General features: G+C 64.5%; 11 protein-coding genes. 10 read left to right on the top strand and 1 reads right to left on the bottom strand.

Annotation, left to right across the window (positions count from 1 at the left end):
* The first annotated feature begins 79 nt into the window (after positions 1 to 79).
* The gene (locus tag AC2TZ7_RS17075; RefSeq protein WP_489865114.1) at positions 80 to 1717 is read left to right on the top strand and encodes a Na/Pi cotransporter family protein; all 1638 of its coding nucleotides are present in this window, start codon (positions 80 to 82) and stop codon (positions 1715 to 1717) included.
* A gap of 42 nt (positions 1718 to 1759) precedes the next feature.
* Here AC2TZ7_RS17075 and AC2TZ7_RS17070 read toward each other — a convergent pair whose 3' ends face one another.
* Positions 1760 to 2674: a LysR family transcriptional regulator gene (locus tag AC2TZ7_RS17070; RefSeq protein ID WP_489866840.1), complete on the bottom strand. Its 915-nt coding sequence runs from the start codon at positions 2672 to 2674 to the stop codon at positions 1760 to 1762.
* Between the two features lie 152 nt (positions 2675 to 2826).
* On the opposite strand from AC2TZ7_RS17070, the gene chvE reads away from it, so the two are divergent.
* From chvE to pstS, 9 genes are all read left to right on the top strand, one after another.
* Entirely contained in the window at positions 2827 to 3882 is a 1056-nt protein-coding gene (chvE, locus tag AC2TZ7_RS17065; RefSeq protein WP_489865113.1) for a multiple monosaccharide ABC transporter substrate-binding protein, read from the top strand.
* 83 nt (positions 3883 to 3965) lie between these two features.
* Positions 3966 to 5486, top strand: a complete 1521-nt coding sequence (gene mmsA / locus AC2TZ7_RS17060) for a multiple monosaccharide ABC transporter ATP-binding protein (protein ID WP_098411675.1) — start codon at positions 3966 to 3968, stop codon at positions 5484 to 5486.
* An 8-nt stretch (positions 5487 to 5494) separates the two neighbouring features.
* On the top strand, positions 5495 to 6697 hold the full coding sequence (gene mmsB / locus AC2TZ7_RS17055) for a multiple monosaccharide ABC transporter permease (RefSeq protein WP_489865112.1): 1203 nt from the start codon (positions 5495 to 5497) through the stop codon (positions 6695 to 6697).
* Position 6698: 1 nt separating this feature from the next.
* A complete protein-coding gene (gene araD1, locus AC2TZ7_RS17050) occupies positions 6699 to 7685 on the top strand; it encodes an AraD1 family protein (protein WP_489865111.1) in 987 nt (328 codons plus the stop codon).
* Positions 7686 to 7693: 8 nt separating this feature from the next.
* Complete coding sequence (gene araD / locus AC2TZ7_RS17045) at positions 7694 to 9436, top strand: L-arabinonate dehydratase (RefSeq protein WP_489865110.1); 1743 nt, start codon at positions 7694 to 7696, stop codon at positions 9434 to 9436.
* On the top strand, positions 9436 to 10347 hold the full coding sequence (locus AC2TZ7_RS17040; protein ID WP_489865109.1) for a Gfo/Idh/MocA family protein: 912 nt from the start codon (positions 9436 to 9438) through the stop codon (positions 10345 to 10347). The genes araD and AC2TZ7_RS17040 overlap by 1 nt, the downstream gene beginning before the upstream one ends.
* A gap of 10 nt (positions 10348 to 10357) precedes the next feature.
* A complete protein-coding gene (locus AC2TZ7_RS17035; RefSeq protein ID WP_489865108.1) occupies positions 10358 to 11875 on the top strand; it encodes an aldehyde dehydrogenase (NADP(+)) in 1518 nt (505 codons plus the stop codon).
* Positions 11876 to 11899: 24 nt separating this feature from the next.
* A complete protein-coding gene (locus AC2TZ7_RS17030; protein ID WP_489866839.1) occupies positions 11900 to 12748 on the top strand; it encodes an SMP-30/gluconolactonase/LRE family protein in 849 nt (282 codons plus the stop codon).
* A 449-nt stretch (positions 12749 to 13197) separates the two neighbouring features.
* Complete coding sequence (gene pstS, locus AC2TZ7_RS17025; protein WP_098411668.1) at positions 13198 to 14250, top strand: phosphate ABC transporter substrate-binding protein PstS; 1053 nt, start codon at positions 13198 to 13200, stop codon at positions 14248 to 14250.
* Positions 14251 to 14285: the final 35 nt, after the last annotated feature.

The raw sequence follows: 14285 nt of genomic DNA, 5'->3' as shown, positions 1-14285 counted from the left end.
ATTTTGATGCAGTTTAACGGGGTAGAACCGCGTGACTTTGGAGGCCATCCGAAGCCAAACGCGGGATTTTGGAGAGCTTATGATCTATTTCCTGATCAATCTCGCGGGCGCGGTGGCGCTGCTGCTCTGGGCGGTTCGTTTGATCCGCACCGGGGTCGAGCGCGCCTTCATGGCCTCGCTGCGCCAGTTCCTGCGCCGCACGGCAGGCACGCGGATCAGCGCGATGGCGGCGGGGACGGGGGCGGCGATGCTGCTGCAAAGTTCGACCGCCGTCGCGATCCTGACCGCCGGTTTCGCCGCGAGCGGAACATTGGCCGCCGTGTCGGGCGTGGCGCTGGTGCTGGGCGCCGATCTGGGCTCGTCGATCGTGGCGCAGATCCTGCTCTCGCCGATCCATGTTCTGGTACCGGCGCTTCTCGTGATCGGGGTGACGCTGTTTCTCAAATCAAAAGCCCGCCGTCCGCGGCAGGCGGGGCGTATCTTCGTGGGGCTGGCGCTGGTGCTGCTCTCGCTGGGTCTGATCGGCGAGGCGACGGCGCCCCTGCGCGACAGCGAACTGGTAGACGCGGTCCTGACCCGGCTGGGCAGCGATCTCGTCTCGGCTTTCGTGCTCGGGGCTTTGCTGACATGGGCGATGCATTCCTCGATCGCGGCGGTGCTGATGTTCGTGACCTTCGCGGGTCAGGGCCTGCTGCCGGGGACGGGCGCTGCGGCGATGGTGCTGGGCGCGAACCTCGGCGGGGCGATCATCCCGGTGATGCTCACGCTGTCTGCCGATCCCATCCCGCGCCGCATCATGGTCTCGAATTTCGTCCTGCGCGGGGGCGGGGCTGCGCTGGTGCTGATCGGTCTGATGGCCTTCCCGCATGCGCTCGATTTTCTGGGCGCGACGACGGCGCGGCAGGTGATCAACCTGCATCTGGTCTTCAACCTCGGCGTCGCGATCCTGTCGCTTCCGCTGATCCCTGCGGTGCTGCGCCTTGCCGGGGCGGTCGTGGTCGAACGCAAGGATCTGTCGCCCACACGGATCACCGCGCTCGACCAAAAGGGCTTGGGCGATCCGGGCCATGCCCTTGGCAATGCCGCGCGCGAGTTGCTGCGCATGGGCGAGCAGGTCTTGGAGATGCTGCAGCCCGCGCTTGGGCTTTTCGTTCGCTGGGACCCGGAGGTCGCCGCCCGCATCAAGCGTAACGAAACCGAGGTCGACCGCATGCATTACGAGATCAAGCTCTATGTCGCGCGGCTGAACGAGACGCGGCTGAGCACCGAGCAATCCCGGCGCGCGATGGAGATCGCGATGGTCGCGAACCATCTCGAGGATGCGGGCGATCAGATTTCGACCAACCTCGTCGATCTCGCCCAGCGCATCCACGAACGCGGCCTGACCTTCTCGGAAGAGGGGCTGCGGGAGCTGACCGATTTCCATGACCGCGTCACCTCGAACACGCGTCTGGCCCTGAACGTTCTGATGTCGGGGGAAATCGACGATGCGCGCCAGCTCGTGGAGGAGAAAGACCGCACCCGCGCCGCAGAAGCCGATTTGCAGGCGGCCCACCTTGCCCGGCTGCGCGCGAATAACAGCGCCTCTATCGAGACCACCAATATCCATCAGGAAACCGTGCGCGCGCTGAAGCAGATCAACACGGACGTGACCTATGTCGCCTACCCGATCCTGGAACAGGCGGGCGATCTGCGCGCGACGCGCCTGACCGGGTGAACCAAGCGGATCGGGATGTGGTGACGTGGTTGCTATCTGAGATCAGCTTGCCTGCCCCGACAGCTGCAGCAGTTCCTCGCGAAGTCGGAGCGCGAGCGGCGAGAGCGGGCGGCGGCGCAGACCCAGCAGGTAATAGGACGACACCCGAAATTCCTGCTGGGTGCGCAGAACCGCGAAGCCCGCATTGACCGGGTCCCGGATCAGAAGCTGCGCGACCTCTTCCGAGACGGCGGCCACGGCGTCGCTTTGCGCGAGATAGGCGATGGTGAACAGCAGCGACGGGCTGTTCACGCAGTCGCGCGGCTCGGACAGGCCCAGCGCGGCGAAGGCCTCGAAGGTCGCCTCGCGGATCGGCGCGCCGCGCTGCTGCAGGATCCATTCGTAATCCCCCAGTTCGGTCATCGTGACGAAGGGCGAGCGGGCCAGCGGATGATTTGCGCGCACGAGAAAGACGATTTTTTCGTCGCGCATCGGTGTGATGTCGAAAAGCTCGCTGTCGAACTCGGGCAGAACCCGGGCGAGGATGAAATCCATCTCTCCCGCCGCGAGATAGCCCAACAGATCGCGTGACGGCAGAACCTCCACGGAAATATCTGTCTCGGGGGACGAGCGTTTGACGGCGCGGATCGCGGGCACGAGATAGCCCACCGCCGGGCCGGTCACCGCGCCGATCCGCACGCGCCCGGCATGGCCGCTGCGCAGCGCCTCGATGTCGGAGCCCATGCTCTCGAGTTCGCGCAGAACGGCGCGGGCGCGTCGCAGGACAGCCAGCCCGATCTCTGTCGGCTCCATCCCCTTGGGCTGCCGGGTGAACAGCGGCGCATCGACCCGACGCTCCACCTCGGCCAGCATCCGGGACGCGGCCGGCTGAGTCATGGCGCAGCTCTCGGCGGCAAGTTGAAGCTGTCCGGACTCGGCGACCGCTCGGATCAGGCGCAGCTGCGCCGGTTTTAGCATCAGGTGAGAAAGGGGCATATCACTTTCGGCATGCAGATTGCGTTGAATGTAATTTTATCATCATGCTTCTACATTGCTAGTGTTTCTCCCACGCCCGGTATCGGGCTGCGCGAGGAGGACAGACGGCCGCGCACCGTCATAGGGAGGACACCATGAAAATCAAAACCGCCGCCGCAGTGCTGGCGATCGGCACCGCTTTGCTCGGTTCCGGGGCTTGGGCCGAAACCGTAGGCATCTCGATGCCGACCAAATCGTCGGCTCGCTGGATCTCTGACGGCAACTCGATGGTCCAACAGTTTCAGGACGCTGGCTACGACACCGATCTGCAATATGCGGAAGACGATATTCCGAACCAGCTCGCTCAGGTCGAGAACATGATCACCAAGGGCGTGGACGTGCTCGTGATCGCCGCGATCGACGGCACGACGCTGTCGAACGCTCTGGCCAACGCGAAGGCCGCCGGTATCAAGGTGATCGCCTATGACCGCCTGATCCGCGACACGCCGGATGTCGACTATTACGCGACCTTCGACAACTTCAAGGTCGGCGTGGAGCAGGCCAATTCGCTGGTCCAAGGGCTCAAGGAGCGTTTCCCTGACACCAAGCCGTGGAATGTCGAGCTGTTCGGCGGCTCGCCGGACGATAACAACGCCTATTTCTTCTATAACGGCGCGATGTCGGTGCTGCAGCCGCTCATCGACTCGGGCGATATCGTGATCCCGTCGGGGCAGATGGGTATGGATACGGTCGGCACGCTGCGTTGGGACGGTGCCGTGGCGCAGTCGCGCATGGATAACCTTCTGTCGGCCAATTACACCGACAAGCAGGTGCAGGGCGTGCTCTCGCCCTACGATGGGCTGTCCATCGGCATCCTCTCCTCGCTCAAGGGCGTGGGCTATGGCTCGGGCGACATGAAGATGCCGATCGTCACCGGTCAGGACGCTGAAGTTCCGTCGGTGAAATCGATCCTCGCGGGCGAGCAATATTCGACCATCTTCAAGGACACCCGTGAACTGGCGAAAGTCACCGTGGGCATGGTCAACGCGATGCTCAAGGGCGGCGAGCCCGAGATCAACGACACCGAGACCTATGACAACGGCGTCAAGGTGATCCCGTCCTACCTGCTCCAGCCGGTGCCGGTGGACAAGTCGAACTGGGAAAAGGTTCTGATCGGCTCCGGTTACTACACCAAGGATCAGATCGAGTAAGCCGGGCCTCCCCGCCTTGCCACTCGCTGGTCGCCCTTCGGGGCGGCCAGTCCCCCCACTCGATTTGACGCCGGAGAGGTCGGATGACCACCCTTCTTGAAATGCGCAACATCACCAAGACCTTTCCTGGTGTGAAAGCGCTCGACGACGTCTCGATCGCGGTCCGTGACGGTGAAATCCACGCGATCTGCGGCGAGAACGGCGCGGGAAAATCGACCCTGATGAAAGTGCTCTCAGGCGTTTATCCCGCAGGCAGCTACGAGGGCGAGATCGTCTATGACGGCGCCGCTGCCGAATTCCGCGACATCCGCGACAGCGAAGATCGCGGCATCATCATCATTCACCAGGAACTGGCGCTCGTGCCGCTTCTGTCGATTGCCGAGAACATCTATCTGGGCAATGAGCGCGCCCAGAGCGGCGTGATCAACTGGCAGGAGACATTCCAGCAGACCGAGGGCCTGCTGAAGAAGGTCGGGCTGCGCGAGGCACCGGGCACGCTGGTCGACAGCCTCGGCGTGGGCAAGCAGCAGCTTGTCGAGATCGCGAAGGCGCTGTCGAAGAACGTGCGCCTCCTGATCCTCGACGAGCCGACCGCGGCGCTGTCGGAATCCGACAGTCAGGCGCTGCTGGATCTGCTGCTGGAACTGAAAGCGCAGGGCGTCACCTCGATCATCATCAGCCACAAGCTGAACGAGGTGAAGCGCGTCGCCGACAGCGTGACCGTGATCCGCGACGGGGCCACGATCTCCACCATCGACGCGCGCGGCGGCGATCTGACCGAAGACCGCATCGTGCGCGACATGGTGGGCCGCGACATGGCGCATCGCTTCCCCGACCGGACCCGTCGTGCGGGCGAGGTGCTCTTCGAGCTGAAGAACTGGAACGTGCGCCACCCCGAACATCGCGACCGCCAGATGATCCGCGACCTGTCGATGCATGTCCGCGCCGGCGAGGTTGTCGGCATCGCAGGGCTGATGGGCTCGGGCCGCACGGAACTTGCGATGAGCGTCTTCGGGCGCAGCTATGGGCGCGACATTTCGGGCGAGGTGCTGATCCACGGCAAGCCCGCCGATGTCTCCACTGTCGACCGCGCGATCGCGGCAGGGCTCGCCTATGTCACCGAAGACCGCAAGAGCCTCGGGCTGATCCTCGAAGAGACGATCCAGCGCAACACCACGCTGGCCAATCTTGGAGCGGTGGCGAAGAACGGCGTGGTCGAGGATTTTCGCGAAACCGAAGTGGCCGAGAAATACCGCCGCGACCTCAATATCCGCACGCCCTCGGTGTTCCAGAAGGTGATGAACCTCTCGGGCGGCAACCAGCAGAAGGTCGTGCTCGCGAAATGGCTCTTTACCGGGCCGGAGGTGCTGATCCTCGACGAGCCGACGCGCGGCATCGACGTCGGCGCGAAATACGAAATCTACGGGATCATCAATGAACTGAGCGCGGCCGGGAAGGCCGTCATCATGATCTCTTCGGAGATGCCGGAACTTCTGGGCATGTCCGACCGGATCTACGTGATGAACGAGGGCAGCTTCGTGGGCGAGTTGAACGCCGACGAGGCCAGCCAGGAGCGCATCATGTCCTTGATCGTTAGGGAATAGGGAAAGTCATGGACCAGATCGAACAAGCGAATTCCGAGCCTTCGGGAGGCCTTGGGATCGGCGCCTATATCGCGCGCCACATCCGCGAATACGGACTGCTGTTTGCGTTGATCGCGATCATGCTGTTCTTCCAGATCGTGACGGGCGGCACGCTGCTCAAACCGGTTAACATCACCAACCTGTTCCTGCAGAACAGCTACATCATCATCATGGCGCTGGGCATGTTGCTGGTGATCGTGGGGGGCAATATCGACCTCTCGGTCGGCTCGGTGATGGGCTTCATCGGGGCCTTTGCTGCAGTGCTCATCGTGTCGATGGATCTGCCGGTCGCGGTGGCGATCCCGGCCTGTCTGGTGATGGGCATGGCGATCGGCGCGGTGCAGGGCTATTTCGTGGCCTATTGGAAAATCCCCTCTTTCATCGTGACGCTGGCGGGGATGCTGGTGTTTCGCGGGTTGTCGCTCTGGCTGCTCGAAGGCCAGTCCATCGGCCCGTTCCCGAAATCCTTCCAGGCGCTCTCGACCGGGTTCATCGCGGATCCGTTCGGCGTTGGTCGCCCGAATACGCTGGCTTTGGCGGTGGGTGTCGCCGCCGTGGTGCTGCTGGTCTGGATCGGCCTGCGGGCCCGGGCGCGGGATGCGCGCTACGGGATCGAGGGCGAACCCCTTGGCCTCTTCTTGCTGCGCAATGCGATCGTCGCCGCAGCCCTTCTCTTCGTGACGTGGAAACTCGCATGGTTCCGCGGTCTGCCGAACGTGCTGCTGTCGATGGTGATCCTGACGATCATCTATGTCTTCGTGACCGAACGCACCACGCTGGGCCGCAGGGTCTACGCCGTGGGCGGCAACTCCAAGGCGGCCAAGCTGTCGGGCATCCGCACCGAGCGGCTGACCTTCCTGACCTTCGTCAATATGGGCCTTCTGGCGGCGCTCGCCGGTCTCGTCTTCGCGGCACGCCTGAACACCGCCACGCCGAAAGCGGGCTTCGCGGTCGAGCTCGACGTGATCGCGGCAGTCTTCATCGGGGGCGCCTCGATGTCGGGCGGCTCCGGCAAGATCATCGGCGCGGTGGTCGGCGCCTTCATCATGGGCGTGATGAATAACGGCATGTCGATCCTCGGGATCGGCATCGATTACCAACAGGTCATCAAGGGGCTCGTGCTGCTCGCCGCCGTCTTCTTCGATGTCTACAACAAGAACAAGGAAGCCTGAGATGTTGCTCTCGCAATTGACCCTTCCCGACGGATCGCGCGCCGTGGCCGTGCGTGAAGACGGCCCTGCGCATCTGGTGCCGGGCGTCACCTCGACCCGCGATCTGGCGCTGGCCGCCATTGCCGCCGGGCACGATCTGGCCGCGGAGATCGCCGCGTGCGGGCAGGGGGAGGCGGTGGACCTGGAGGCCGCCTATGCCGAGGGGCGCATGCTGGTGCCGCTCGATCACCCGGATGCCGCGCATCTGCATCTGACGGGCACGGGGCTGACCCATCTGGGCTCTGCCTCCACCCGCGACGCGATGCATACCAAGGTCACCGAGGAGATGACCGACAGCATGAAGATGTTCCGCATGGGGCTGGAGGGCGGCAAGCCCGCCGCAGGCTCGGTGGGTGTGCAGCCCGAGTGGTTCTACAAGGGCAACGGTCTGGCCGCCGTCGCGCCGGGGGCTGCGCTGACCTCGCCGAGCTTCGCGCTCGATGGAGGCGAGGAACCGGAGGTCGCCGGGCTCTACGTGATCGCGCCCGACGGGCAGCCGGTCCGTGTGGGCTTCGCGCTGGGCAACGAGTTCTCCGATCATGTGACCGAGCGCGGCAACTACCTGTGGCTCGCCCATTCCAAGCTGCGCCCGGCGAGCTTCGGCCCCGAGATGCTGGTGGGCGATCTGCCCGAGAGCGTCGAGGGCACCAGCCGCATCCTGCGCGATGGCGAAGCGATCTGGGAGAAACCTTTCCTGTCGGGCGAGGCGAACATGTCCCACACGATCGCCAATCTCGAGCATCACCACTTCAAATACGCGCCGTTCCGCGATCCGGGCGATGTGCATGTGCATTTCTTCGGCACCGCGACGCTCAGCTTCGCCGACGGCATCAGCGCCGAGCCGGGGGACGTCTTCAAGATCGAATGCCCCGCTTTCGGCCTGCCGCTGCGCAATCCGCTCGCCCGCAATTCCGACGCGTCGGCCCCCGTGGCCGTCGCCAGCCTCTGAGGTCCGATATGGCTTTCACACCCGCCCCTTGGCCCCGCAAACTGCGCTCGCAGGAATGGTATGGCGGCAATTCGCGCGATACGATCTATCACCGCGGCTGGATGAAGAACCAAGGCTATCCGCATGACCTGTTCGACGGGCGCCCGATCATCGGCATCCTGAATACCTGGTCCGATCTGACGCCCTGCAACGGCCACCTGCGCGAGCTGGCCGAGAAGGTGAAGGCGGGTATCTGGGAGGCCGGTGGCTTCCCCGTCGAAGTGCCGGTTTTCTCGGCCTCGGAGAACACCTTCCGCCCGACTGCAATGATGTTTCGCAACCTCGCAGCCCTCGCGATCGAAGAGACGATCCGCGGTCAGCCGATGGACGGCGCGGTGTTGCTTGTGGGCTGCGACAAGACCACGCCGTCACTGATGATGGCGGCGGCGAGCTGCGATATTCCGTCCATCGTCGTGACCGGCGGGCCGATGCTGAACGGCTATTTCCGCGGCGAGCGCGTGGGCTCGGGCACGCATCTGTGGAAATTCTCCGAGGCCGTGAAGGCGGGCGAGATGACGCAGGAGGAATTCCTCGAGGCCGAAGCGTCGATGAGCCGATCCTCGGGCACCTGCAACACGATGGGCACGGCGTCGACGATGGCGAGCATGGCCGAGGCGCTCGGCATGGCGCTCTCGGGCAATGCCGCGATCCCGGCGGTGGACAGCCGCCGCCGCGTGATGGCGCAGCTTTCGGGCCGGCGCATCGTGCAGATGGTGAAGGACGATCTGAAGCCCTCCGACATCATGACCAAGCAGGCCTTCGAGAACGCGATCCGGACCAATGGCGCGATCGGCGGCTCGACCAATGCCGTGGTGCATCTGCTGGCGCTGGCGGGCCGGGTCGGCGTGGATGTCACGCTCGATGACTGGGACCGTTGCGGGCGCGACGTGAAGACCATCGTGAACCTGATGCCCTCGGGCAAATACCTGATGGAAGAGTTCTTCTACGCGGGCGGTCTGCCGGTCGTGCTGAAACGTCTTGGCGAGGCGGGGCAGCTGCACAAGGATGCGCTGACCGTGTCCGGCGGGGCGATCTGGGACGAGGTTAAGGACGTCGTGAATTGGAACGAGGACGTGATCCTGCCCGCCGACAAACCGTTGACCGATCAGGGCGGCATCGCGGTGCTGCGCGGCAATCTCGCGCCGAAAGGGGCGGTGCTCAAACCCTCTGCGGCCAGCCCGCATCTGCTGACCCATCGCGGTCGCGCCGTCGTCTTCGAGGATATCGACGACTACAAGGCGAAGATCAACGACGACGCGCTCGATATCGACGAGACCTGCGTGATGGTGCTGAAGAATTGCGGCCCCAAGGGCTATCCCGGCATGTCCGAGGTCGGAAATATGGGCCTGCCGCCGAAAGTGCTGAAGAAGGGGATCACCGATATGGTCCGCATCTCGGATGCGCGGATGTCGGGGACGGCCTATGGCACGGTGGTGCTGCACACCTCGCCCGAGGCGGCGGCCGGTGGGCCGCTGGCGGTCGTGCAGAACGGCGACATGATCGCGCTCGACGTGCCGAACCGGAGCCTGACGCTCGAAATCTCGGACGCGGAACTGGCCGAGCGCCTCGCGAAATGGCAGCCGAACCATGAGCGGCCCGATGGTGGCTACGCGTGGCTGCATCAGGCGCATGTGATGGGCGCCGATACCGGGGCGGACCTCGATTTCCTCGTCGGCTGCCGGGGCAACCCGGTCGGAAAGGACAGTCACTGATGAAACTCGCGCTCGTCGGCATCGGCAAGATCGCTCTGGATCAGCATGTGCCCGCCCTCGCCGCCAGCCCGGATTGGGAGCTGGCCGCGACGGTCTCGCGGCATGGAACGGTCGAGGGGGTGCCCGCCTATACGCAGATGGAGGAGATGCTCTCCGCTCATCCCGAGATCGAAGTCGTCAGCCTCTGCCTGCCGCCCGTGCCGCGCTTTTTAGCTGCGTGCGCAGCGCTCGAGGCCGGGCGGCATGTGATGCTCGAAAAACCCCCGGGGGCGACCTTGGCCGAGGTGCATACGCTCGAGGCGATGGCTTCTGCGCGGGGCCTCACGCTGTTCGCGACATGGCATTCGCGGATGGCCCATGCGGTGGCGGCGGCCAAGGCGTGGCTCGCGGATCGCAAGGTGCATTCGGGCCGGATCACATGGCGCGAGGATGTGCGCAAATGGCATCCCGGACAGGACTGGGTGTTCGAGCCGGGCGGCATGGGCGTTTTCGATCCGGGCATCAATGCGCTCTCGATTCTGACCGAGATTCTGCCCGCGCCGGTCCACCTGACCTCGGCGGAGCTGGAATTTCCCGCCAATCGCCAAGCCCCCATCGCCGCACGGCTGAGTTTCACCGGCGCGATCGAGGCGGATTTCGACTGGCGGCAGGAGGGCCCGCAAACCTGGGATATCGCGCTCGACACCGATGCCGGGCCGATGGCGTTGCGCCTTGGTGGCAACGTCCTTGAGATCGGCGGCGCGAAAGCCGAGGGTGCCGAGAGCATCATGGAAGAATACCCCGCACTCTATGCCCGCATGGCGGAGCTGGTGCGGCAGGGCGCATCCGATGTGGATCTCGCGCCGATGGTGCATGTGGCCGACGCGTTCCTGCTGGGCCGCCGCACCGCTGTTGAAGACTTCGAATTCTGAAGGATAGCAAATGACCTATACCCCGCATGGCAAGCATCTGATCGCAGGCGATTGGGCCGAGACCGAGACGCGTTTCACCTCTGACCCGGCGCATGGGCCCTCGCATGAGTTCTGCATGGGCACGGTCGAGATGGTGAATGCCGCCTGCGAGGCGGCCGAGGAGGCGTTCTGGGACTATGGCTATTCGAGCCGTGAGACCCGCGCCAAGTTCCTCGAGACGATTGCCGACGAGATCGAGGCGCGCGGCGAGGCGATCACCGAGATCGGCACGCAGGAAAGCGGCCTGCCCGAAGCGCGCCTGAATGGCGAGCGCGGGCGGACGACCGGGCAGCTGCGCCTGTTCGCGGAGCACATCCGCAAGGGCGACTATCTGGATCGTCGCCACGACAAGGCGCTCCCCGATCGCCAGCCGCTGCCGCGCCCCGATCTGCGGATGATCCAACGTCCTATCGGCCCGGTCGCGGTCTTCGGTGCGTCGAATTTCCCGCTCGCGTTTTCGACGGCGGGCGGCGACACGGCCTCGGCGCTGGCGGCGGGCTGCCCGGTCGTGGTGAAGGGCCATCCGGCGCATCCCGGCACCGGCGAAATCGTGGCCGAAGCGATCAAGGCTGCGATCGAGAAATGCGGAATGCCCAAAGGCGTGTTCAGCCTCGTCCAAGGCGGCTCGCATGATGTGGGGCAGGGGCTGGTGCAGCACCCGCTGATCAAGGCGGTGGGCTTCACCGGCAGCTTGGGCGGCGGCAAGGCGCTTTATGATCTTTGCGCACAGCGCCCCGAGCCGATCCCCTTCTTCGGCGAGTTGGGCTCGGTCAATCCGATGTTCCTGCTTCCGGAAGCGATCAAAGCGCGCGGCGAGGATCTTGGCGTGGGCTGGGCGGCCTCGCTGATGATGGGGGCGGGCCAGTTCTGCACCAATCCCGGCATCGTGGTCGTCAGGGAAGGCACCGAGGGCGAGACGTTCGTGAACGCGGCCCTCGCAGCGCTTGAGGCGGGCGGATCGCAGGTCATGCTGACCGACGGTATCGCCGAAGCCTATAGCAAGGGCGCCGCGCGGTTCGAGGAGGCCGGGGGCGTTCAGCAATTGCTGACCCAGGTTTGCGACCGGCGCGAGGCGAAACCCTACCTGTTCCGCGTCTCCGCCGCCGATTGGCTGGAGAACGAGGTTCTCTCCGAGGAAGTTTTCGGCCCGCTCGGGCTGATCGTGACCGTCAAGGATGACGACGAGATGGTGAAGGTCGCGCGCAGCTTCTCGGGGCAGCTGACCGCGACGCTCCATATGGATGACGGCGATGCGGCGCTGGCCGGACGGCTGCTGCCGGTGCTGGAGCGCAAGGCGGGCCGGGTGCTCGCGAATGGGTTCCCGACCGGCGTGGAGGTCTGCGACGCGATGGTCCATGGCGGGCCGTACCCGGCGTCCACGAATTTCGGCGCGACCAGCGTCGGCACACTCGCGATCCGGCGCTTCCTGCGGCCTGTTTGTTACCAGAACATGCCCGAGGCCCTCTTGCCCGAAGACCTGCAGGGGTGAGAGGCTTCCGCAAATCGCGGGAGGATTCATATGAGCGTGTTTGACGACAGGGTTTGCGAGCTGGGCGAGGGGCCGTTCTGGCATCCCGAGCGTAGCCAGTTCTTCTGGTTCGACATCCTGAACCGCAAGCTGCTGACGCGCGATGCCAACGGGCCGCTCGAATGGCAGTTCGAGGGCATGGCCTCTGCGGCAGGCTGGGTGGATCGCGAGCGGATGATCCTCGCGACCGAGACCGGCCTGTCGCTGTTCGACATCGCCGAGGGCACGCTCGAGCCGCTCGTCGAGGTGGAGGCCGACGATCCCGGCACCCGCTCGAATGACGGGCGGGCGGATCGGCAGGGCGGCTTCTGGTTCGGCACGATGGGCAAAGAGGCCGAGCGCGGGCGCGGCACGATCTATCGCTATTACCGGGGCGAGCTGCGCCGTCTCGTCTCGGAGATTTCGATCCCCAACGCGATCTGCTTCACGCTCGACGGTCGCACCGCCTATTTCGCGGATACGCCCAGCCGGAAGGTCTGGTGTCAGTCGCTCGATGCGGAAGGCTGGCCTGAGGGCGAGCGTCGGCTGTTTCTCGATCTGTCATCCGAGGGCCTCTATCCCGACGGCGCGGTGGTCGATGCAGAGGGTGGCTTCTGGTGCGCGCTTTGGAGTTCGGGGCGGGTGGCGCGCTTCGATGCGGAAGGCCGCATGACCCACCATCTCGATCTGCCGGGGAAGAACAGCACCTGTCCGGCCTTCGGTGGCGCGGATATGCGCGACGTGCTGGTCACGAGCGCGCTGGAGGGCATGACAGATCCCGATGCGGATCAGGGTCTGTCCTATCTGCTGCGCGCGCCGTTCGTGGGCGTGCCCGAGCCGCGCGTGATCTTGTGAGCCCCGCCGCCCGGTGAGCTGGGCGGCTCATCCCGTCCCTTTCAGCGCAAAGCAATAGCGACTCGGCATCGCCGGGGAAGGGCGATCCGGCCTCTGTGACGGTATCGCGACGACAAAACCGTCACAAAAAAAACGCCCGCTATCTGTCATTTTCTCGCGGCGATTTACACAAGGGCCGGCCGGAAATTTGCGCACCTCGCGCCGTCGCGATATTGGCGTGATCTAAAAACATCGGCGAAAGGCCCTACGGCGCTTCCGTTTTCGGGGTTTCTTGCCCAAGGCGCGCCGTGAACCAGAAGTCCCTAAAAACGCCCAATTATCACGCTCTGTCACGCAATCGCGACTGTTACATAGCTGTCAAAAAGCCCCGTCATGAGTGCACCCAGCGGACGGGACGAGTTTCGTTACCGCGTTCACAGCATCCGAATTCTGACAGCGAGGACTGTTCAATGTTCATCACCCGCCTCACCCTCACCGCCGCAATCGCCGGTGCGACGCTGGCTTCGGCCGCCGCGGTGCAGGCCGCCGACATCTCCGGCGCCGGCGCGACCTTCCCCTATCCGATCTACTCGGCTTGGGCGAAAACCTACAAAGAGAAGACGGGCACGGGCCTCAACTACCAAGCCATCGGCTCGGGCGGCGGCATCAAGCAGATCGAATCCCGCACCGTGACCTTCGGCGCCTCGGACAAGCCGCTGGGCGGCGACGAGCTGAAAGAGAACACTCTGGTTCAGTTCCCGACCGTCATGGGCGGCATCGTCCCGGTCGTGAACGTCGACGGCATCAAGCCGGGCGAGCTGGTTCTCGACGGCGAGACGCTGGCGAAAATCTACGAAGGCAAGATCACCAAGTGGAACGATCCGGCCATCGCCAAGCTCAACGAAGGCGTGAAACTCCCCGACGCGGCGATCGCCGTCGTCCACCGTTCGGACGGTTCGGGCACCACCTTCAACTACACCTATTACCTCGCCTCGGTCGACGAGACCTGGAAGAACGACATCGGCGTCTCGACCGCTGTCGAATGGCCGGTGGGTCTTGGCGCCAAGGGTAACCAGGGCGTGGCTGCGAACGTCGATCAGACGAAGAACTCGATCGGCTATGTCGAATATGCCTACGCGCTGCAGAACAACATGACCTACACGGACATGATCAACAAAGCAGGCAAGAAAGTCGCTCCGAAGGCCGAAGCCTTCGCCGCTGCCGCCGCCAATGCCGACTGGTCGAGCCAGCCGGGCTTCGGCGTCATCCTCGCCAACCAGCCGGGCGACAAGACCTGGCCGATGACCGCGGCGACCTTCATCCTGATGCACAAGGATGCCAAGGACGGTGCGGCTTCGACCGAAGCGCTGAAGTTCTTCGACTGGGCCTATGCGAACGGTGGCGACGCTGCCGCCAAGCTGGACTACATCCCGATGCCCGAGAACGTCGTGGCTCAGATCAAGAAAGAATGGGGTCAGATCAAAGGCAAGGACGGCAAAGCTGTCTGGTCGATGAACCACTGATCTTTCTTTCCATAAACACCTACGGGGGAGGGCTG

It is taken from the genome of Thioclava sp. ISO4 (assembly GCF_058105145.1).
Note: the sequence above shows the minus strand (reverse complement) of the source record. Positions and strands in the feature narration are given on the sequence as shown.

Excerpts from the sequence above, each read along its gene's own strand:
- AC2TZ7_RS17075 (WP_489865114.1), top strand. The coding sequence starts at position 80 with ATGATCTATTTCCTGATCAATCTCGCGGGCGCGGTGGCGCTGCTGCTC.
- araD1 (WP_489865111.1), top strand. The coding sequence starts at position 6,699 with ATGTTGCTCTCGCAATTGACCCTTCCCGACGGATCGCGCGCCGTGGCC.
- chvE (WP_489865113.1), top strand. The coding sequence starts at position 2,827 with ATGAAAATCAAAACCGCCGCCGCAGTGCTGGCGATCGGCACCGCTTTG.
- araD (WP_489865110.1), top strand. The coding sequence starts at position 7,694 with ATGGCTTTCACACCCGCCCCTTGGCCCCGCAAACTGCGCTCGCAGGAA.
- mmsA (WP_098411675.1), top strand. The coding sequence starts at position 3,966 with ATGACCACCCTTCTTGAAATGCGCAACATCACCAAGACCTTTCCTGGT.
- AC2TZ7_RS17035 (WP_489865108.1), top strand. The coding sequence starts at position 10,358 with ATGACCTATACCCCGCATGGCAAGCATCTGATCGCAGGCGATTGGGCC.
- AC2TZ7_RS17040 (WP_489865109.1), top strand. The coding sequence starts at position 9,436 with ATGAAACTCGCGCTCGTCGGCATCGGCAAGATCGCTCTGGATCAGCAT.
- mmsB (WP_489865112.1), top strand. The coding sequence starts at position 5,495 with ATGGACCAGATCGAACAAGCGAATTCCGAGCCTTCGGGAGGCCTTGGG.
- AC2TZ7_RS17070 (WP_489866840.1), bottom strand. The coding sequence starts at position 2,674 with ATGCTAAAACCGGCGCAGCTGCGCCTGATCCGAGCGGTCGCCGAGTCC.
- pstS (WP_098411668.1), top strand. The coding sequence starts at position 13,198 with ATGTTCATCACCCGCCTCACCCTCACCGCCGCAATCGCCGGTGCGACG.